General features: G+C 68.0%; 15 protein-coding genes. 9 read left to right on the forward strand and 6 right to left on the reverse strand.

Annotated features, from left to right (window positions below):
- Positions 1 to 56: 56 nt before the first annotated feature.
- Positions 57 to 887 (reverse strand): endonuclease/exonuclease/phosphatase family protein, encoded by an 831-nt coding sequence (locus BLU27_RS18920; protein WP_092655001.1) that lies wholly within the window; start codon positions 885 to 887, stop codon positions 57 to 59.
- 126 nt (positions 888 to 1,013) lie between these two features.
- Between BLU27_RS18920 and BLU27_RS18925 the strand changes: the two genes are divergently transcribed.
- The 8 genes from BLU27_RS18925 (at position 1,014) to BLU27_RS18960 (ending at position 12,647) form a co-directional block, all read left to right on the forward strand.
- Positions 1,014 to 2,102, forward strand: coding sequence for a LacI family DNA-binding transcriptional regulator (locus BLU27_RS18925; RefSeq protein WP_241827513.1), 1,089 nt, complete (start codon positions 1,014 to 1,016; stop codon positions 2,100 to 2,102).
- Positions 2,103 to 2,272: 170 nt separating this feature from the next.
- Entirely contained in the window at positions 2,273 to 3,943 is a 1,671-nt protein-coding gene (locus tag BLU27_RS18930; protein WP_157728676.1) for an ABC transporter substrate-binding protein, read from the forward strand.
- 41 nt (positions 3,944 to 3,984) lie between these two features.
- On the forward strand, positions 3,985 to 4,974 hold the full coding sequence (locus BLU27_RS18935; RefSeq protein ID WP_092655004.1) for an ABC transporter permease: 990 nt from the start codon (positions 3,985 to 3,987) through the stop codon (positions 4,972 to 4,974).
- Entirely contained in the window at positions 4,971 to 5,912 is a 942-nt protein-coding gene (locus BLU27_RS18940; RefSeq protein ID WP_092655005.1) for an ABC transporter permease, read from the forward strand. The genes BLU27_RS18935 and BLU27_RS18940 overlap by 4 nt, the downstream gene beginning before the upstream one ends.
- Position 5,913: 1 nt before the next feature.
- A complete protein-coding gene (locus BLU27_RS18945; RefSeq protein WP_092655006.1) occupies positions 5,914 to 7,791 on the forward strand; it encodes an ABC transporter ATP-binding protein in 1,878 nt (625 codons plus the stop codon).
- A 60-nt stretch (positions 7,792 to 7,851) separates the two neighbouring features.
- Positions 7,852 to 9,693, forward strand: coding sequence for a GH39 family glycosyl hydrolase (locus BLU27_RS18950; protein WP_241827514.1), 1,842 nt, complete (start codon positions 7,852 to 7,854; stop codon positions 9,691 to 9,693).
- A gap of 1 nt (position 9,694) precedes the next feature.
- Complete coding sequence (locus BLU27_RS18955; protein WP_092655008.1) at positions 9,695 to 12,070, forward strand: beta-galactosidase; 2,376 nt, start codon at positions 9,695 to 9,697, stop codon at positions 12,068 to 12,070.
- A gap of 16 nt (positions 12,071 to 12,086) precedes the next feature.
- Positions 12,087 to 12,647, forward strand: a complete 561-nt coding sequence (locus BLU27_RS18960; RefSeq protein ID WP_092655009.1) for a GrpB family protein — start codon at positions 12,087 to 12,089, stop codon at positions 12,645 to 12,647.
- Here BLU27_RS18960 and BLU27_RS18965 read toward each other — a convergent pair.
- Genes BLU27_RS18965 through BLU27_RS18985 form a run of 5 tightly spaced genes read right to left on the reverse strand, consistent with a single transcriptional unit; the run spans position 12,644 to position 17,941 of the window.
- The gene (locus BLU27_RS18965; RefSeq protein ID WP_092655010.1) at positions 12,644 to 13,669 is read right to left on the reverse strand and encodes a Gfo/Idh/MocA family protein; all 1,026 of its coding nucleotides are present in this window, start codon (positions 13,667 to 13,669) and stop codon (positions 12,644 to 12,646) included. The genes BLU27_RS18960 and BLU27_RS18965 overlap by 4 nt on opposite strands.
- Positions 13,666 to 14,667 (reverse strand): Gfo/Idh/MocA family protein, encoded by a 1,002-nt coding sequence (locus BLU27_RS18970; protein ID WP_092655011.1) that lies wholly within the window; start codon positions 14,665 to 14,667, stop codon positions 13,666 to 13,668. Before BLU27_RS18970 ends, BLU27_RS18965 begins: the two co-directional genes overlap by 4 nt.
- A 42-nt stretch (positions 14,668 to 14,709) precedes the next feature.
- Complete coding sequence (locus BLU27_RS18975; RefSeq protein WP_092655012.1) at positions 14,710 to 15,696, reverse strand: carbohydrate ABC transporter permease; 987 nt, start codon at positions 15,694 to 15,696, stop codon at positions 14,710 to 14,712.
- Entirely contained in the window at positions 15,693 to 16,628 is a 936-nt protein-coding gene (locus BLU27_RS18980; protein ID WP_092655013.1) for a carbohydrate ABC transporter permease, read from the reverse strand. The genes BLU27_RS18975 and BLU27_RS18980 overlap by 4 nt, the downstream gene beginning before the upstream one ends.
- Positions 16,625 to 17,941 carry an ABC transporter substrate-binding protein gene (locus BLU27_RS18985; protein WP_092655014.1) on the reverse strand — a complete coding sequence of 439 codons (1,317 nt, stop codon included), beginning with the start codon at positions 17,939 to 17,941 and terminating at the stop codon, positions 16,625 to 16,627. The genes BLU27_RS18980 and BLU27_RS18985 overlap by 4 nt, the downstream gene beginning before the upstream one ends.
- 238 nt (positions 17,942 to 18,179) lie before the next feature.
- On the opposite strand from BLU27_RS18985, the gene BLU27_RS18990 reads away from it, so the two are divergent.
- Positions 18,180 to 19,214 (forward strand): LacI family DNA-binding transcriptional regulator, encoded by a 1,035-nt coding sequence (locus BLU27_RS18990; RefSeq protein ID WP_092655015.1) that lies wholly within the window; start codon positions 18,180 to 18,182, stop codon positions 19,212 to 19,214.
- The last annotated feature ends 11 nt before the right edge of the window (positions 19,215 to 19,225 follow it).

Raw genomic sequence — 19,225 nt, forward strand, 5'->3', positions numbered from 1 at the left:
ATTGGTGAGGGTCTTCGCCGGAGCTTGCCGTCCTGGTGTTCGGAAGCGGCGATGGTTCAGCTGAACAGCGAGGTGACCAGCAGGGCGTCGTGGTCGGAGTAGGTCATCGGCGGCGTGGTGGCGACCGGGTGATGGAACCAGCGGTAGGTGCCGTACGCATGCTGGATTCCGGGGCTCTGCGAAGCCGCACTGTCCTGGCGGGTCCAGAAACCGACCGGCACGCACGTGGTCTGCCGGTTCATGTCGCCGGCGGCGATCACCGGCCTGCCGGTGGACGCGAACCCGGCAAGCAGCTCGCCGAACTCCGCGCACTGGCCGTCGTTCGCAGCCGAGTTCGGACCTGCGGGATCGGCGTCACGTACGGCGAGGTGGGTGACGCAGGCGGTCTGCCCGTCGACCGTGGTGGCGCAGACGCGGCGGCGCTGCTCGTTGCCGTTCTGCGCCTGGTACGGCGCGTCGTCCACCGCGGCGATCGGCCGGCGGGTGAGGACGGTGATGCCGTAGACGCCGCGGCCCGTCGGCTTCACACACGGCAGCTGTGCGCCCTTGTAGATCACGGCACCGAACGCCAGGTGGTAGCCGGTCTCGTCCGCGATGCGCTGCGCGTCGCCGCTGCACGTCTCGACCAGGGTGGCGACGTCCGGGGCGTTCGTGCGGATCTTGTCGACAGCCTCGTCGACCACGGCGGGGTAATGCGTCCCCGCGTAGCAACCGGCGATCCCGGACAGGCAGAGATTCATCTGCAGCAGCTCGTACGACGGGGGGCGTTGGGTGTCCGTCGTGGTCGCCGTGGTCGACGCGTTCGCGACAGGTGCGGCGACCGCCAACACCACAGCGAGCAGGAACGCCAGCCAGGCACACCGCCGTACGCGCCTCGTCAAGGTCATCGTTCAGTCGTACCAGTAGTCGTCACTTCACAGACGTCTGCTTTCCTGGATCGGTCACCACCCTCAGGTGACGCCGCGATCAAACGCCATGTCCGGTCCCGGACGCTCGGGTTGCAAGCCCGCACTATGTCGTTAATCTTCTCGACACGTTGCTGCAAACGTTTACCGCAACGGCAGCTCGATGACGGGACCGCAATGGGCAAAGGCTCGACCCTGCACGAGATCGCACGAGACGCGGGCGTCTCCATCGCGACCGTGTCCCGTGTGGCACGGGGGGTTGGCCAGGTCTCACCCGCGACTCGGCAGAAGGTGCAAGAAGCCATTGACAGGCACAACTTCCGTCCGAGTCACTTCGGTCGTGCTCTCGTCAACCGGCGGCACGGCGCCCTCGGAATCGTCTTTCCGGGGTTGTCCGGGCCGTACTACTCCGACGTCATCAACGGTTTCGAGGAAGAGGCCGTCAACGCACAGGTGAGTGTGCACATCATGGGCACGCACTTCCTGCGCCAGTCGGTCGACATGGTTCTGGACATGGCGGATCGGGTCGACGGCATAGCGGTGATGGGCGACGTCATTCCCGAGGATGCGGTTCGCCGGCTCACCGACCGGGGTGAGCGGGTGGTGCTGCTCGCCGGCGGTCCGCTGGTGGGCGTTCCGACGGTTCGTACGGAAAATCTGGCGGCGATGGCGCGGCTCACCACGCACCTGCTGTCCGATCACGGCTACGGCCGGCTGGTCTTCGTCGGCAATCCCGACGGCTCACCCGACGCAACCTACCGTTGGCAGGGCTTCCTGCAGGCACATCGGCGACTCGGTGTCGAACCACCGGACGAACCGATCCGCGTCGGACTCGCGCAGTCGCACGGTTTCATCGCCGTGAGCCGGCTGCTCGACGAGAAGGAACTCCCGGACGCGGTCGTCTGCGCCAACGACGAGATCGCGCTCGGCGCCGTGGTCGCGCTCATGGACCGCGGGGTGCGGGTGCCGGAGGACGTCGCGGTCACAGGATTCGACGACATCTCCATGGCGGGGCTCGCCGCGTCGGGCCTCACCACAGTTCATCAACCCATGCGTGAACTCGGCGCGGAAACCGCGCGTCAGCTGTTGCGGCACGTCGAGGGGGATCTCGACGTCTCGCTGGATCGTGTCCTCGAAACGCAGGTCGTCGTACGCGGCAGCTGCGGCTGTGGCGTGGACGATCCGTCAGCGAAGTAAGAGATTCTCGAAGCTTTTCCGTACTACCGGATGTAACACCGGCGGCCAGTTGCCGGCCGGCCGGGTCGAGTCGGCTGCCGCGGGGCGCAGTTTGACGGAAATGGGTGATCGGCAAGACCGGACACTGCCCGGACCAGATGGTTCGACGGCAATCATGAGGAGCGGTGTACATGTTGTTGCGGAAGATACTGGTCACCGGAGCGGCCGCCTCGCTGTTGCTCCTGCCGAGCTGTGCGGGAAGCGCGAAGGACACCTCCTCCGGTGGCGGCGGCGGGGGCGGGATGGTCCCGCAGCTCAACCTGCCGGCTGAGGTCGACGCCTCGGTCGGGAGCCTCGTCAACTACAACCCCTACTCTGCCAAGCCGGCGACGCAGACCTGGCTGTACGAGCCGCTCATGATGCAGAACTCGCTCGACTGCAAGGTCACTCCGTGGCTGGCGAGCGCCTACGAGTGGGACGGCTCCGACAAGCTCGTCTTCACCATCCGCAAGGGCGTGAAGTTCGCCGATGGTTCCGAGCTCACCGCCAAGGACGTGGCGTTCACCTTCAACCTCACCAAGAAGTACCCCGCGATGGACACCGCGGCCGTGTGGAACGACACCTTCGGGGCGCACGCGACCTCGGTGACCGCCCAGGGCGACAAGGTCACCTTCCAGTTCAGCGGTGCCGCCGTTCCGAAGTTCCAGGGGATCATCAGCCAGAAGATCCTCCCCGAGAAGAAGTACGCCTCGGTGGGTGACCCCACGAAGTACATCGACAAGAACCCGAACGGAACCGGCCCGTTCAAGGTCGGCAGCTTCAACGGTCGCCGGCTCGAGCTCGTACGCCGAGCCGACTACTGGCAGGCGAGCAAGGTGAAGGTCTCCAAGCTCGTCCTCGAGGGACAGCCCGACGCCACCCAGGCGCTGCTGCAGCTGCGGTCCGGGAAGCTGGACTTCTACAGCGGCGAGATTCCCAACCCGCGCAAGGCGTTCGTCTCCTCCAACCCGAAGCTGAACCACGTCTGGTACGCACCCAACGGCATCACCGCGCTGGCGCCCAACCTCAAGAAGGCCCCCTTCGACGACGTGAAGTTCCGCGAGGCGCTGGCGTACGGGATCAACAAGCAGGACGCCACGCTCAAGGCGACCTACAACATGATGCACGTGGCCAGCCAGTCCGGGCTCGTCATGCCGCTGCGGGAGTCGATGCTGCCCGAGCCCTACACGGCGGAGAACACCGTGCTGCCGTTCGATCTGACGAAGGCCGGAAAGCTCCTCGACGCGGCCGGCTACAAGAAGGGCGCGGACGGTTTCCGCACCAACAAGGACGGCTCCCCGCTGACCATCAAGTTCGCCGTGCAGGCGGGCTGGATCGACTACGAGGCGATGGCCGACTCGATCACCGCGTCGTTACGGAAGCTCGGCCTGAACATCAAGGAGGTCAAGTCGCCGCCCGACTCGGTGGACCTCGCCAAGAAGACCGGGCAGTTCGACATGATGATCAACTTCGTCGGATCCGGCTGTGACTATGCCAACGGTCTCGGCGCGACTCTCCAGACCGCGCAGATCCCGACCAAGACCGAGGTCAGGGGCAACGTCGAGCGGTTCTCCGATCCGGCCGTCGACGAGGCCGTGAAGGCCCTGCAGGCCACGACCAGCCCCGCCGCCGTCAAGCAGCAGGTCGGCGTACTGGCCAAGGCGATGATGACGCAGTACCCCGTCATGCCGATCCTGTACGCACCGGCCCGGGGCATCTACCGGACCGACAAGGCGGTCGGATGGCCGACGGAGAAGGACCCGTACGCCAACCCGCAGGACGCGATCCTGCTCATCATGACCCACCTCGAGCCGGCCAAGTAGTGCCCCTACACACGAGCTGGTGATGCGGAGGTGAGGCGCGGATGAAGTACTTCCTTCGGAAGATCGGCTTCTTCCTGCTCACACTCTGGGCCGTCGTGACGCTCAACTTCCTGATCCCCCGGCTTCAGCCGGGGGATCCGGCGGAGCTCATGGTCCAGAAGCTGGCGGGCAAGGACGCACAGCTCAACCTGGCCCAGGTCCGGGCGATGCGGGCGATGCTCGGGACACCGACTGGTTCGCTGTGGAGCCAGTACTGGGAGTACATGAACCACCTGGCCCACGGGGATTTCGGCCTGTCCTACACGTACTTCCCATACAAGGTCACCGACGTCATCGGACAGGGACTGTGGTGGACGCTCGTCCTCGTGGCGTGCACCCAGATCCTGTCGTTCGTCATCGGTGTGATGCTGGGCGCCTACGCGGCATGGCGGCGCAACTCGAGGTTCGACTCGGTGGTCACTCTGGGCTCGACATTCGTCGGGACGCTCCAGCCGTTCTGGATCGCCCTGCTGCTGTTGTACGTGTTCGCGTACTCGCTGGGCTGGTTCCCCACCTCGGGTGGGTACTCGTCGTCCACCCCGGGGTGGAACCTCGGTTTCGTGTACGACGCGGTGTCGCACGCGTTCCTCCCGGCGGTGGCGTTGATGATCGTCACCCCGATCGGGTGGATCCTCGGGATGCGCAACACGATGATCATGAACCTCGGCGAGGACTACATCCGGCTCGCCAAGGCGAAGGGGCTGCCGGACCGCACGGTCGCCCTGCGGTACGCCGCGCGCAACGCGTTGCTGCCGAGTGTCACCGGGTTCGCCCTCGCCCTCGGCGGCCTGCTCGGTGGGGCGATCCTGGTGGAGACGGCGTTCGACTACCCCGGTCTGGGCCGGCTGATGGGTGAAGCGGTGGCGAACAAGGACTATCCGCTCCTGCAGACCCTGATGCTCCTCACGACGACCGGCGTCCTCGTCGCCAACCTCATCGCAGACCTGCTCTACGGAGTTCTCGATCCGCGGGCCAGGAGGGCCGAACGATGACGACATCGGGTTTCACTCCCGCCGGCGCTCCGGACCAGGCGAAGAACGTCGAGGTCGATCCCGAGGAGACGGCCAAGGACGCCTCCGCCGAACGACCCGAGGCGTGGTACTCGGTCATCTGGAGCAGCAAGAAGGCCCGCGTCGGTGTCATCACGGTCGGGATCTTCATCCTGATCGCGGTCTTCGCCCCGTGGATCGCACCGCACGACCCGACCGACTCCTCGTTCGTACCGCTGGCCGGCCCGAGCGGGTCGAACTGGCTCGGCACCACCACCAACGGCCAGGACGTCGCCTCGCAGCTCGTGTACGGCACCCGGGTCTCGCTGATCGTAGGACTCTTCGGAGGCCTGCTGGCCACGGTGATCGCCCTGGTCGTCGGCATGATCTCGGGGTACGCCGAGGGAACGTGGCTCGACGACGTGCTGACCTTCGTCACCAACGTCGCTCTCGTCATCCCGGTGCTGCCGCTGATCATCACCCTCGTCGCGTACTCGTCGACGCGCGGGGTGACCCTGATCATCTTCGTCATCGCGATCACGTCGTGGGCCGGCGCGGCCCGGGCCAAACGGGCGCAGATCATCACCCTGCGAAACCGGGACTTCGTCACTGCCGCGAAGTTCTCCGGTGAGGGGACCTTGCGGATCGTCTTCCGCGAGATCATGCCGAACATGACGTCGCTCGTCGCGGCGAGCTTCGTCGGCGCGGCGACCGGCGCCATCGGAGCCGAAGCGGGACTGGCGGTTCTCGGCCTCGGAGACAACAACCAGGTGTCGTGGGGGACGATGCTCTACCAGAGCAACGCCCAGGGCGCGATCGCGCAGGGCTTGTTCATCTGGGTCTTCGCGCCCGGCCTGCTGCTGGCGATCCTCATCACCGCCATGTGTTTCGTCAACTTCGGCGTCGACCTGCTCAGCAACCCCCACCTGAGGGAGGACTGACATGCCCCTGCTCGACATGCAGCACCTGTCGGTCCGCTACGAGCCGAAACGCAACCAGCCCCTGACGGCGGTTCAGGACGTGTCGTTCTCGATCGGTGACGGTGAGTTCGTCGGCCTGATCGGTGAGTCGGGGAGTGGCAAGACGACCCTCGGCATGGCGCTCCTGCGCTTGCTGGAGCGGCCGGGGCGGATCTCCGACGGGAAGATTCTCTTCAACGGCGCCGACATCACCCACCTGACGCAGGACGAACTCCGGCCGACACGGTGGCGGGACGTCTCCACGGTCTTCCAGTCGTCGATGAACTCCCTCAATCCGGTCACCCGGATCGAGGCGCAGTTCCGCGACGTCATCGAGTACCACACGAAGCTTCGGGGCGAAGCCGTCACCAGGCGCGTTCGCGAACTCTTCGAGATGGTCATCATCGACCCGAAGTTCGTCACCGCCTACCCGCACGAGCTCTCCGGCGGGATGAAGCAACGGGTCAACCTCGCGATGGCACTCGCGATCGAACCGAGGTTCGTCCTGCTGGACGAGCCGACCACCGGCCTGGACGTCGTGGTCCAGCACGAGATCCTGCAGAACATCCGGCGGCTCCAACGTGAGCAGGGGTTCGCGGTGCTGTTCATCAGCCACGACATCGGCACCGTGCTCAACCTGTCGGACCGGCTTCTCGTCATGTACGCCGGCCGGATCGTCGAGGAGCAGGGAGCAGACTCGATCCTGCGCGATCCGCTGCACCCCTATTCCAAAGGCCTGCTGGGCTCCTACGGTGACCCGCGCGCCGAGACGGTGCAGATCACCTACGTCCCGGGACGCCCGCCGGACCTCACCCAGCGTCCGGTCGGATGCAACTTCGCCCCGCGGTGTCCCGAGCGGATCGAACGCTGCCTGACCGACGACCCGCCGCTGTTCCGGATCGGTTCGGCGCGGGCCGCCTGCCACGTCGCCGCGCTGCAACGACTCGGCGGGGACGGGGCGGAGGAGGTCGGCCCACCGACACGCACCTTCGCCGGTCCGCGGTTCGTCAAGACCTCCGAGGAGTCGAAGGCTGCCCTGCGCGGGGAGGTGCTGCTGTCGGTCGAGAACGTCTCGAAGGTGTTCGAGCGGCGTCGCGGCCTGAAGGTTCATCGGGTGCAGGCCGTCCAGGACGTGTCGTTCGAACTGCGCCGCGGCGAGGTGGCCGCACTGGTCGGCCAGAGCGGAAGCGGCAAGTCCACCCTCGCCTCGATGATCACCGGCGTCGACACCCCCACGGCGGGCCGGATCGTCTTCCACGGCGACGGGGGAGCCCAGGAGGTCGCGAAGTTCCGGGGACGGCACCTGCGTGACTACCGAAGCCACGTGCAGATGGTCTTCCAGGACCCGTACTCCTCGCTCAACCCGGCCAAGACGCTCGGCTACATCCTCAGCAGGCCGCTGGCGAACTACAAGGGAATCAAGGGCAAGGCCGCCCGCGAGCGGGTCTTCGAGCTGCTCGAGACCGTGGCGCTCAATCCCCCCGAGCGCTACGTCAACCGCTTCGCGTACGAACTGTCCGGAGGACAGCGTCAGCGGGTGGTCATCGCCCGGGCGCTCGCGGTGGAGCCCGAGCTCATCGTGGCCGACGAGCCGATCTCCAGCCTGGACGTCTCCATCCGCGCGGAGATTCTCGAGCTGTTGAACAAGCTCGTCCAGGACAGCAACGTCGGCATCCTCTACATCACCCACGACCTGTTGAGCGCCCGGATGCTCTCCGATGAGGTCATCGTCCTCAACCAGGGCCACGTGGTGGAGTCCGGGCCGTCGCTGGAGGTCATCCGTAACCCCAAGGACGCCTACACGAGGCGGCTGCTGGAGGCGATCCCGTCGCCGGACACTCGGTCCGCCCCCACGAAGTAGCCCGTTCATGCGTGCAATTCATCCAAGCGTGGCAGCGCGTGGCAGCAAGGAGCAACTGACGTGAGCAAGCCCATGGCCGACGCCCGTGCCGACTGGGAGGCGCGGATCGCCACCCGTTCGGACAGCAGTCGTGCGACCGAGCCTCCCCAGCTGCCTGCGCCCGGCGGGCTGATGGCCGAGCCGGGGGTCGGCCAGGTGACCCTGCGCTGGCAGCCCGTCGAGGGAGCGGTCGGCTACCTCGTACACCGCGCCGACGCGCGGGAAGGCCCGTTCGCCCCCGTCGACCACCTGGGTGGTGACGTGCTGTCGGTGCCCGACACGTGGTACGTCGACACCACCGGTGAACCCGGCCGGACCTACCACTACGCGGTCGCGTCGGTTCCGGAGGTCACCACGTGCGGTGAGCTCGGTGGCGGCATCGCTGCGTCCTCGCAGGTGCCGGGCGGCGCGGTGCCCACGGTCACACTGACCACGGACGCCGGCGCCGCCGGATCCCCGCTGCACAAGCCGTGGCAGCCGATGATCGGCAGCGAGCGACTCAGCCAGTTGCTGTGCACCGACACCTCCGGTGGCCGCGAGATCGGCACCGAGCTGTTCGCCGCCCTGCGCCGGGTGGCCGAGGAGATCGGGGTGACGTCGGTACGCGCGCACGCCATCCTGCACGACGACCTGGGCGTCTACCGGGAGGTCGACGGCGAACCGGTGTACGACTTCTCCGAGGTCGACGAGGTGTACGACGCGATCCTCGGGATCGGCCTGCGCCCGGTGGTGGAGATCGGCTTCATGCCCCGCGACCTGGCGAGCGATCCGGACCGGACCGTGTTCGAGTACGGCGCCATCATCTCCCCACCGAAGGACTGGCAGCGCTGGGGCGACCTGGTGCACGCGCTCGTGAGGCACCTGGTCGACCGGTACGGCATCGACGAGGTTCGCCGGTGGGAGTTCGAGGTCTGGAACGAAGCGAACCTCGAGGTGTTCTGGTCCGGAACCCGGCAGGAGTGGATGCACCTGTACGACGTGACGGCGTTCGCCGTGAAGGACGTCGACTCCCAGCTGGTGGTGGGCGGCCCGTCCTCGGCGGCCGCGGGCTGGGTGGACGAACTCCTGGCACACGTCGCCGAGTCCGGCGCACCGTTGGACTTCGTCTCGACCCACACCTACGGCAGCCCGCCGCTGGACCTGCGCCCCACGCTGGCGCGGTTCGGCCGGTCGGACGCGAAGATTCTCTGGACGGAGTGGGGCGTCACCCCGACCCACTTCAACCCGGTGAACGACTCGGCGTCGTCGGCGATGTTCCTGCTGCAGGGAATGCGCTCGTCGGCCGGACGGCTGGACGCGCTGTCGTACTGGGTCGCCTCGGACCACTTCGAGGAGCTGGGCAGGCCGCCCAGGTTGCTGCACGGTGGTTTCGGCCTGCTCACGGTCGGCGGCCTCGCGAAGGCGCGCTACCACGCGCTGTGGCTGTTGTCGCTGCTCGGCGACACCGAGCTTCCTGCCACGGTTGACGGTGACGGTGCCGGTGGCCTGGTGCAGGGCTGGGTCAGCCGGCGGGCCGACGGCTCGCTGGTCGTCCTGGTGTGGAACCACACCCTGGACCAGTCCAAGGCCCACGGCGGCGCGGGGCTCGACCGGCGGATCCGGCTGAAGGTCGCGGGTCTCGACAGCGGTGCTGTCGACGGCGTACGTCCGGCCACCCTGACCCGGCTGGACCGCGAACACGGCGACATCTCGGAGCTGGCCGAACACCTCGGCGTGCAGGACTGGCCCACGGACACCCAGTGGGAGCAGCTCGCCGCGATCGACGCCCTGACGCCGGACAAGGTGGCCGGACACGTCGAGGACGGCGTACTCGTGCTCGAGTTCGACCTGCCGCAGCCGGGCGAGGCCCTGGTCGAGGTGTGACATGACGGCAGTGGAGAGCGTCCGGCTCAGCCGCCGCAGGTTGCTGCTGAACGGCAAACCCGAGCTGGTGTTCGCCGGTGAGGTGCACTACTTCCGGCTGCACCGTCGTGACTGGGCCGACCGCCTGGACCGCCTGACGGAGGCAGGCTGCACGGCGGTGGCGAGCTACATGCCATGGCTGGTGCACGAACGCCCGGACGGTGCGATCGACCTGCGTGGGGACACCAGCGGATACCGTGACCTGGTTGGCTTCCTGGACCTCGCGGCCGAGCGCGGTCTGCTCGTGATCGCCCGTCCCGGCCCGTTCGTGATGGCCGAGCTGAAGAACGAGGGCATTCCGTACCGCGTCTACCGAGAGCACCCGGAGATCCTCCCGGTCGGCTGGGACGGCAGGCCCGGCACCACCAGGACGGTCGACTACCTCGCGCCGGGCTTCCTCACCGAGGTCGACCGATGGTACGCCGAGATCATGCCGGTGCTCGCCGAGCGCCAGGTCGGTCGTGGCGGCCCGGTCGCAGCGGTCCAGCTGGACAACGAGATCGGGATGCTGTCCTGGGTGAGCAACACCCCGGAGCTCACCGACCAGACGTTGACGGACTTCGCCGGCTGGTCGACGAAGCGCTGGGGCAGCGATGGGGTCCGTACGCGCTACGGGTTCGACCCGGACGACGTACCGGCCTGGCGGGACGGTGTGCGCTCGCCGGCGCCCGGTTCACTCGCGTTGCACCACGACCTGTCGGAGTATCACCGCGACCGTTACGACCGCTACGTCACCCACCTGCGGGACGGTGCGGAGTCGCACGGCGTCACCGCCGTTCCGTTCCTGATCAACATCCACGGCACCGGCGGCGGGCGTGGCCGCACGTACCCGATCGGGATCAGCCAGCTCTACCCCTCCTACCGTGGCAAGCCGCGGTTGACGTCCGGATCGGACCACTACCTCGGCGACCTGACCGTGGAGAACGTCGCCGACCTCTACGTCATGAACGCCTTCATGTCGGCGGTGCACGACGTGGACCAGCCGCTGACCTCACTGGAGTTCGAGGCCGGGCTCGGCGACTACGGGGAGGACCTCAGCCGGTTCGTTCCGCCGGAGGCGCTCGCCCTGAAGACCCGGCTGTGCGTCGCCCAGGCCAACCGACTGGTCAACTACTACCTCTTCGCCGGTGGCCACAACCCACCACTGGAGGAGGCCGTGGCCGACGGCAACGACCGGATCGCCTTCACCGGCGAGCGGCACGGGTTCACGGCGCCGATCGGGCCGGAGGGCGTGCCCAACGCGTCGTACCCCGTGCTGCGTGACACAGTGACCGCGGCGCGCGGAGCCGCTCACCTGCTCGCCGACATGGACGAGGAGTACGACGACCTGGCACTGGCGTTCGTACCCGATCACTACCTCACCGAGTACTGCCACCCCGGCGACGACGCCCGCCGGGAGGTGGTCGCCGAGCTGGAGCAGTTCCGCGGGATGGGCTCGCGGGACGTCGTCGCCAGGGCGATGCTGCTGGGGGGATTCTCCTTCCCTGCGGTCGACGTGCAAGCCGACCTTGACACCAATCCCGCCACGGGCCGCGCGATCGTGCTGGCGAGTGCGTCGACCCTGGCCGCCTCCGTCCAGCAACGCCTCGCGGACCTCGTGCACTCCGGCGGGCGCCTGCTGATGGCCGGAGTGCTGCCGACCCGCGACACCGACGGCTCCGCCTGCACGATCCTGGCGGACGCGCTCGAGGTGTCCGGGGGCGAGATCGTCATCGGGAACGAACGCGTGTTTCCCTCCGTCCGGGCCGTGGGCTGGACCACGGCACAGGCGGAGGTCCGGGTCGGCGTCATGCAGCACCTGGCGCCACGGGGAGATGCCGAGGTGTTCGCTCGGGACGTCGCGAGCGGCAACCCGGTCGCGGTGGAGGTGCGCCCGGGTCGTGGGCACGCGTTGGTGCTGGCCTGCGACTACATCTGCGACCTGGGCTTCTGGACCGCGCTTCTGGCACGCCTCGGAGTCCGGCCGCGCCACACCCACGACTCCACGAGTCCGGGCATCGTGGTGACGTCCACCGCGGACGACCGGGGCCAGCGGCTGCTCCACCTGATCAACGTCGGACCGGTGGACCAGGCGATCGTCGTACATGACGGAGCGGGTCCGCTGTTCGACGGTGCGCGGGTTCACCTTCCGGCTCGTGCCGGGCGGATGCTCCCGTTGAACGTACGCACCGGCGACGGCGTCCTGGCCTGGTCCACCTGCGAACTCGCCGGGGTCCGCGACGGAACCCTGCTGGTCCGGCGTACCGGCGTCGGCGACGCGGTCCGCTTCCACGGCAGGGATCCCCACACCTGGCCGGACGCTCCGGAGGCGGCGGGCAAGGTTGTCGTGGTGGCTTGACTCCTACAGTGGGGCGGTGATCATCGTCGAGGAGTACGACCCCGCCTGGCCCGAGCGCTTCCAGGCGCTGCGAGACGAGTACGAAGCGGCGATGGCGGCGGCCGGCGTTCCGGTCGTCGCCATCGAGCACGTCGGCAGCACGTCTGTGCCGGGACTCGCGGCCAAACCGGTCATCGACTGCGACATCATCGTCCGCGAGGCTCACGTCGCGGCGGCGAGCGAAGTCCTGGTGTCGCTGGGGTTCGTGCCGCTGGGGGAGCTGGGGATCCCGCAGCGATGGGCGTTCAGGGAGCCCACGAGGCTGTCCGGCACCAACACGTACGTGATCGTGGACGGCTGCCTGTCACTGCGCAACCACCTGGCCCTGCGCGAGTTGCTCCGGTCGGATGCGGCGTTGCGGGAGGAGTACTCCGCGGTCAAGCGGCAGGCCGGCGCACGTGCCGCCGACATCGACGAGTACGGCCGGCTGAAGACCGGCATGGTGCAGAAGATCCTCGCGGCTGCGGGGCTGACGGACGCCGAGCGGGCTTCCATCGCCGGCAACCAGGTGCCGTCCCACGCCGACCTACCCCGCTAGGCCCCCAGCGGTACGGAGCGGGAACCGTTCGCGGCCGAGTCGTACGCGGCGAGTGCCACCTCCAGAGCGCGCAGCCCGTCGGTCCCGGTGGCACACGGGTCCAGATGACGCCCGGCGACCACCGAGGAGACGAACGCCTCGACCATCGCCGCGTCCGGGTCCTCGCCGAAACCGACGAGGCGAAGCCCGTCTCCGGCCGTGGCGCTGACCAGTTGGAGCGACTCGGAGATGTCGTCGAGGTCGGCGCCGCCGTCGGTCCCGACCAGGTGGAGGAAGAAGTCGTAGTCCCACGGGTTGTTCGCCGGCACGGACCAGCTCGGGTCGATGTTCGCCACCGCGCCGCCGTGGAACTCCAGGGACACCAGCGCGCAGTCCTCCACGGCCAGGTCGTGCAGCAGCCGCCCCGTCACGGCGTTCACCCGCCGGACCTCCTGCCCGGTGAGGTGGCGCAGCACGTCGGTGAGGTGCACCGAGTGGTCGATCAGGGCGCCGCCACCGGACAGCTCCGGAGTGGTGATCCACGGCGGGTAACGCGGCGGCAGCGGTGGCACTCCACGGTTGCCTGCCCGTGCGCCGATCACCTGACCGAATGCGCCCTGCGCCAGCGCTGCCCGCAGCGTCCGTACCTGCGGGAGGAACCGGCACACGAACGCGACGTGGAACTGGATCCCGGCATTCTCGGTCGCGGTCACCATCGCCCGGGCGTCCTCGACCGTGGTCGCGACCGGCTTCTCGCACAGCACATGTGTGCCGGCGTCGGCGGCGAGCTCCACATGGCGGCGGTGCTCGCTCGTCATCCCGCAGATGATCACCGCCCGCACGTCGTCCGACCCGACCAGGCCCGCCAGGTCGTCGGTGTACGGCACGCCGAAGTCGTCCGCGACCGAGTGCCCGAGCGCCGGGTCGGAGTCGTACACGCCGACCAGCCGGGCGTTCGGCGAGGAGGTGACGGCGCGGGCGTAGGACCACGCGTGCTGCCGATGGGCGCACCCGACGAGGGCGATGCCCAGCCTGTCGTTCATGCGACCTCCCACGTCGTCAGGTCGACGGGTTCTCCGGTGTCAAGCGAGTGTTGCGCGGCCAGTGCCGTCCGCGTGGACTGGAAAGCCGCCTCGACGGGCACCGGCGAGGGGCCGCCGGCGCGGACGGCGTGCACGAACGCGGTCACCTCGCGGGCGAACCCGCGCTCGCCGAGTGGATCGAGCAGGGTCCGGCCGGTCTGCCTGGAATACATCGCGCCGCCGTTGATCGAGTCGTAGTCCCAGGCGAGTCGGCCGAGCGTTCCGGCGAGCTCGACCGCGACCTTGAAGCCGCGCTCGGCCGGGTGCGCCCAGCTGACCTCGATCTGGCCCATCGCGCCGTTCGCGTAGGCCAGGGTGGCCAGTGCGTACGTCGCCGGACCGGCGGGACTGTCGGCGCCGATCGCGTACACCCTGGTCGGCGCGCTGCCGTTCACCCAGGACAGGTAGTCGAAGCTGTGCACGGCCAGGTCGAGCAGCGGGCCGCCGGAGCGTCGCGGGTCGGTGAGCCAGCCACCCTCGCTCCAACCCGGCAGCGAGGTCGTCATCGAGTGGCACAACATCGCCAGCCGGCCGAGCCGGCCCTCGTCGACGAGTTCCTTGGCACGCTGGTGATCCGGCTCGAACCGGCTCACGTGCCCCACGCAGACGACGGCTTGCGTCGTGTGCGCGGCCGCGACGATGCGGCGGGCGTCCTCGAGCGTGCCCGCCAGGGGCTTCTCGCACAGCACGTGGGCGCCGGACTTGATCGCCGCCACCGCGAGCTCGGCGTGGGTGTCCGGGGGAGTGCAGACACTGATCACGTCCACGCCGGCGTCGAGCACGGCCTCCAGGCCGTCGAACGCGCGCGCACCCACGGTCGAGGCGAGAGCCTGTGCCTTCGTCTCCCGCGGATCCGCCACACCGACGATGGAGACCCCAGGCACCGTCGCGTACGCCCGGGCGTGCACACCCGCGATCAGACCCGCTCCGACGATGCCGACCCGCAACGCGGTGGTCATGGACGTCTCCTCATCTCTTCACGCCCTTCATCCCTGCATGCCTCATCCCTTGAGGCCGCTGAGGGTGATGCCCTTGATGAACTTCCGCTGGAAGACCACGAAGATCGCGATCATCGGCAGCGTGGCGATCACCGACCCGGCGAACAGGAGGTTCCAGGAGGTCTTGTTCTTCACCACGAACAACGCCAGGCCAAGCGGAGCCGTGTAGTGGTCCGGGCTGGAGATGATGATCAGCGGCCACAGGAAGTCCTCCCAGGACGCCTGGAAGGTGAAGATCGCGGTGGCGGCCAGCGCCGGCATGCACAGCGGAAGCACCACCGACCAGAACACCTTGAACTCATTGGCACCGTCGATCCTCGCCGCGTCCAGGAGCTCGTCCGGAATCGACAGCATGTACTGCCGGAGCAGGAAGATGCCGAACGCGCTGACCGTTCCCGGGACGATCAGCCCCCAGTAGGAGTCGAGCCATCCGTGACCGCCGTTGCCGAGGATGTCGTTGCCGCCGAACAGCGGGATGTGCTTGACGATGATGTAGTTGGGGATGAGGGTGACCTGCCCCGGGACCATCATGGTGGCCAGGAAGACCATGAAGATGCCGTTGCGGCCGGGAAACCTCCGCTTGGCGAAGACGTAGGCGGCGAGCGCGTTGAAGAACGTCTGCAGCACGGTGACGGACGTGGCGACGAAGACGCTGTTGGCGAACCACTTCCAGTCGCCGGTGCCCTGTCCGTGCTGGGCCGCGCTGAGGTGGCCGAGGTTCAGGAACTGCTGGTAGCCCGCGATCGTGGGATCGTCGGGGATCCACTGCGGCGGGGTGGAGAAGATCTGCCCCATGGTCTGGAAGGACGCGCTCACCATCCAGGCGAACGGCGCCACGAAGACGATGGCGCCGGCCACCACGACGACGTAGACCAGCCAGTGACCGACGCTCCACCTCCCGGGGCGTGCACGGCCCGGGACCGACCGGGCGCCGTCGCCGCCCGCGCCGCGGTCGGTGGCGCGTTCGGTCACCTGGTCGAGCGCGGTCATGCGTCCGCCTTCCGGTAGAGCCGAAGCTGGACGAGCGTGACGACGAACAACAGCGCGAACAGCCCGAACGCGAGAGTGCTCGCGTACCCCATGTCGTAGAACTCGAACGCCGCGCGGTAGATGAAGTAGACCATCGTGGTGGTGCGCTCGACCGGCCCTCCGCTGGTCATGATGAAGATCTGGGTGAAGATCTGGAACGAGCCGATGATTCCCATCACCAGCAGGAAGAGCGTCGTCGGCCGCAGCATGGGGATGGTGATGTGACGCAGCCGGGCCAGCGCGCCGGCGCCGTCGATCCTGGCCGCCTCGTACAGCTCGTCCGGTATGGACTGCAGGCCCGCGAGGTAGACGACCATGGAGAAGCCCACCCCGCCCCAGACCGCCATCAGGATGACCGCCGGCATGGCGAGGTTCTGGTCCGACAGCCACAGCAGCGGCTTGTCGACGAGGTGTGCTCGCACCAGGTAGTAGTTGAACAACCCGAAGTCGCCGTTGTAGAGCCACTTCCACAGGATCGCCACCACCACGAGCGGGGTCACCACGGGCAGGTAGTACAGCGTCCTGAACAGTCCTCTGAACCTGATCGGCTGGTTGAGCAGCAGCGCGACCCCGAGGCCGATCACCATCGTCAGCGGCACCGAACCACCGGTGAAGTAGAACGTGTTGATGATCGAACGCCGGTAGTCGGCGTCACCGATCATCCGCTGGTAGTTGTCCAGGCCGACGAACGGCTTGTCCGGCTGCAGGATGTTCCACTCGTGGAAGGTGAGATAGAGGGCGAACACGAGCGCCGCGACCGTGAAGACGGAGAAGACGATGCCGCCGGGCAGCAGGAAGACGTACGCCGACCACTCCCGCCGCATGCGGAGGAGAGTACGTCGTACCGCACCGGCGTTCGCCCGGGGTGTCTCGCGAGCGACGGTCGCGGTCATTGCTCGAGAATCGTCTCCGCGGCCTTCGCCGCGTTGTCCAGCGCCTGCTCGGCGGTCTGGTTGCCGTAGAACGCCTTGCCCAGCTCCTTGTTGAGCTCCTGCTCGACCCTCGGGAACTTCGGGGTCGGCACATTGCTGGAGACGCCGCACTTCATCAGCTCCGCGAACCCCTTCAGGATCGGCTTCTCCTTGACCAGGTCGGGGGAGTCCAGCAGTGGGGTCAGCGGCGGAAGCTCGGTGCCGTTCGCCGACTTGTAGGTCCACAGCGCGACGTTGTCCGGCGTGGAGAGGTACTCCATCCACAACCACGCGGCGTCGGCCTGCTTGGTGCCGGCCAGCATGACCAGCGAGTCCCCGGCGATGGTCGTCTTGCATCCGGCCGGGCCGTTCGGCAGGGGAGCGGCCGCCCACTTCCCGGCGATCTTCGGATACTCCGAGTTCAGGGTGCCGGCGAACCACGAGCCGGCCATGTACATCCCGACCTGCCCTTGTGCGAAGGCCACTCGGCCGTCGTAGGAGTTGGAGTTCAGGTAGTCCGGGGGTGAGTACTTCGCCAGGCCGACGTAGAAGTTCGCGGCCTTCTTGGCCTGCGGGCTGTTGAACAGGATCTTGTTTCCCTTGCCCAGCAGGTCACCACCCGCCTGGTAGAGCCAGGGGTACCAGTAGTAGGCGGCCTCGGGGGCGAACACCTCGTAGCCGTACTGCTTCCTGGCGGGGACGGTGAGCTTCTGTGCGGCACTCAGGAACTCGTCCCATGTCTTCGGCGGGGCGGGTATTCCTGCCTGCTCGAACAGGTCGGTGCGGTAGAACAATCCGGTCGACTCGCCGTCGATCGGCAGCCCCCACAGGTGTTTGTCGTACGTCACGAAGTCCTTGAATGCCGGGACGTAGTCCGCCGCCTTCACCACCTTGCTGCGGCGGATGTAGTTGTCCAGGTTGACCAGCGACTGGCGCGAGGCGAAGTCGGAAGTGGCGCTGGCGTCGATGTAGGCGACGTCCGGCGGGTCGCCACCGGCGATCTGGGTGGTGAGCTTCTGGCTCGCGTTGTCCGCCGAGACGTTCTGGAAGCGGATGGTGATGTTCGGGTGCGACTTGTGGAATTCGGCGGCCAGCTTCTTCATCGTCGGATCGCCACCGACCCAGGACGAGAAGGTGACCGACACCGGGGAGGTCGGGTCCTTGACCGGCCCCTTGCCGGCCCCGACGTCCGTCTTCGACGAGTCATCGGGCGAGGAGCAACTTGCCAGCGCGATGCCGGTGACGGCCAGTGCGGCGATGATCCGGGGCAACTTCGATACCGTGCGAACGCCCATCCAAGGGCTCCCTGCTCGAGTCCGATGAACAGTTGTGGCGAAGTGCAAGCCAGGTGCAAATCGTTTGGCTTCGGCAGAGCATCGTCCGGGACGAATTCCTTGTCAAGAGGACAAATCGATTTGCGTTCTCCCCCGGAAAGCGCTATGAAATCCGTGGACAGGTGCGGGACGCCGCGTCGGCTCGGGTCGCCGAGCCAGGAGCGGGGACCACCTCGCACTCCACCCGGAAAGGGTACGCATGCCCAAGCAGAAGGCGCCGGCCGCCGACACCGGCCGGCCCCGGGTGACCATCACCCAGGTCGCCGCACACGCCGGCGTCAGCCCCACCACCGTGTCGCACGTCCTGTCCGGCAAGCGCCTGGTGGCCGAGGAGACGCAGGCCACCGTGCACGAGGCGATCCGGACCCTCGGCTATCGCCCCAACCACGTCGCGAGGTCACTGCGTACCCGTCGTTCGCAGATGATCGCGGTGGTGGTCCCGGACATCACCAACACTTTCTACAGCGTGCTCACCCGAGGGCTGGCCGACGTGGTCGACGCCGACGGGTACGGCACCTACGTGTGCAACACCGACGGCCTGCCCGACCGGGAGACGAAGTTCTTCGAGGACATCCTCGACCGGGGCGCCGACGGCATCGTGCTGGCTGCGGTCGACGAGGCGTCGGTGGGTGCGCTCGGGCCGGCGAACATGGGCGTGCCGGTGGTGTCCATCGGCGAGCGGCTGGACCACCCCGAGGTCGACGTCGTGACGGTGGACGACGAGGTCGGCGCGTACGCCGCGACCACCCACCTCCTCGGCCGGGGAGCCAGGCGGGTGGCGATGATCTCCGGCCCGTCGCAGACCGGCCGCAACCGGGTCGCGGGCTTTCGGAGGGCGCTGTCGCAGGCCAGGCGGCGGGCGAACCCCTCGCTGCTCGTCGCCGGTGACTGGACCCGCCAGGGTGGCCGCGACGCGATGCGGTCACTGCTCGCCCTTCCGGCACGCCGTCGGCCGGACGCGGTGTTCTGTGCCAATGACCTCACCGCGATCGGGGCCATCGACGCGCTGCGCGAGGCCGGGTTGAACGTGCCCGACGACGTGGCGGTGGCGGGCTTCGACGACGTGGACGCCGCGACGATCGTCCATCCCGCTCTCACCACGGTGGTCAACCCCGCCTACGAGATCGGCGCGACAGCGGGGCGCCTGCTGACCAGACGGCTCCGGGGCGAGCGGGACCGGGATCGTACGACCGTGGTGCTGCCCTGCCCGCTGGTGGTCCGCGGATCCGCGTAGGCGGACTCACC

The organism is Actinopolymorpha singaporensis, from assembly GCF_900104745.1.
GTDB lineage: Bacteria > Actinomycetota > Actinomycetes > Propionibacteriales > Actinopolymorphaceae > Actinopolymorpha > Actinopolymorpha singaporensis.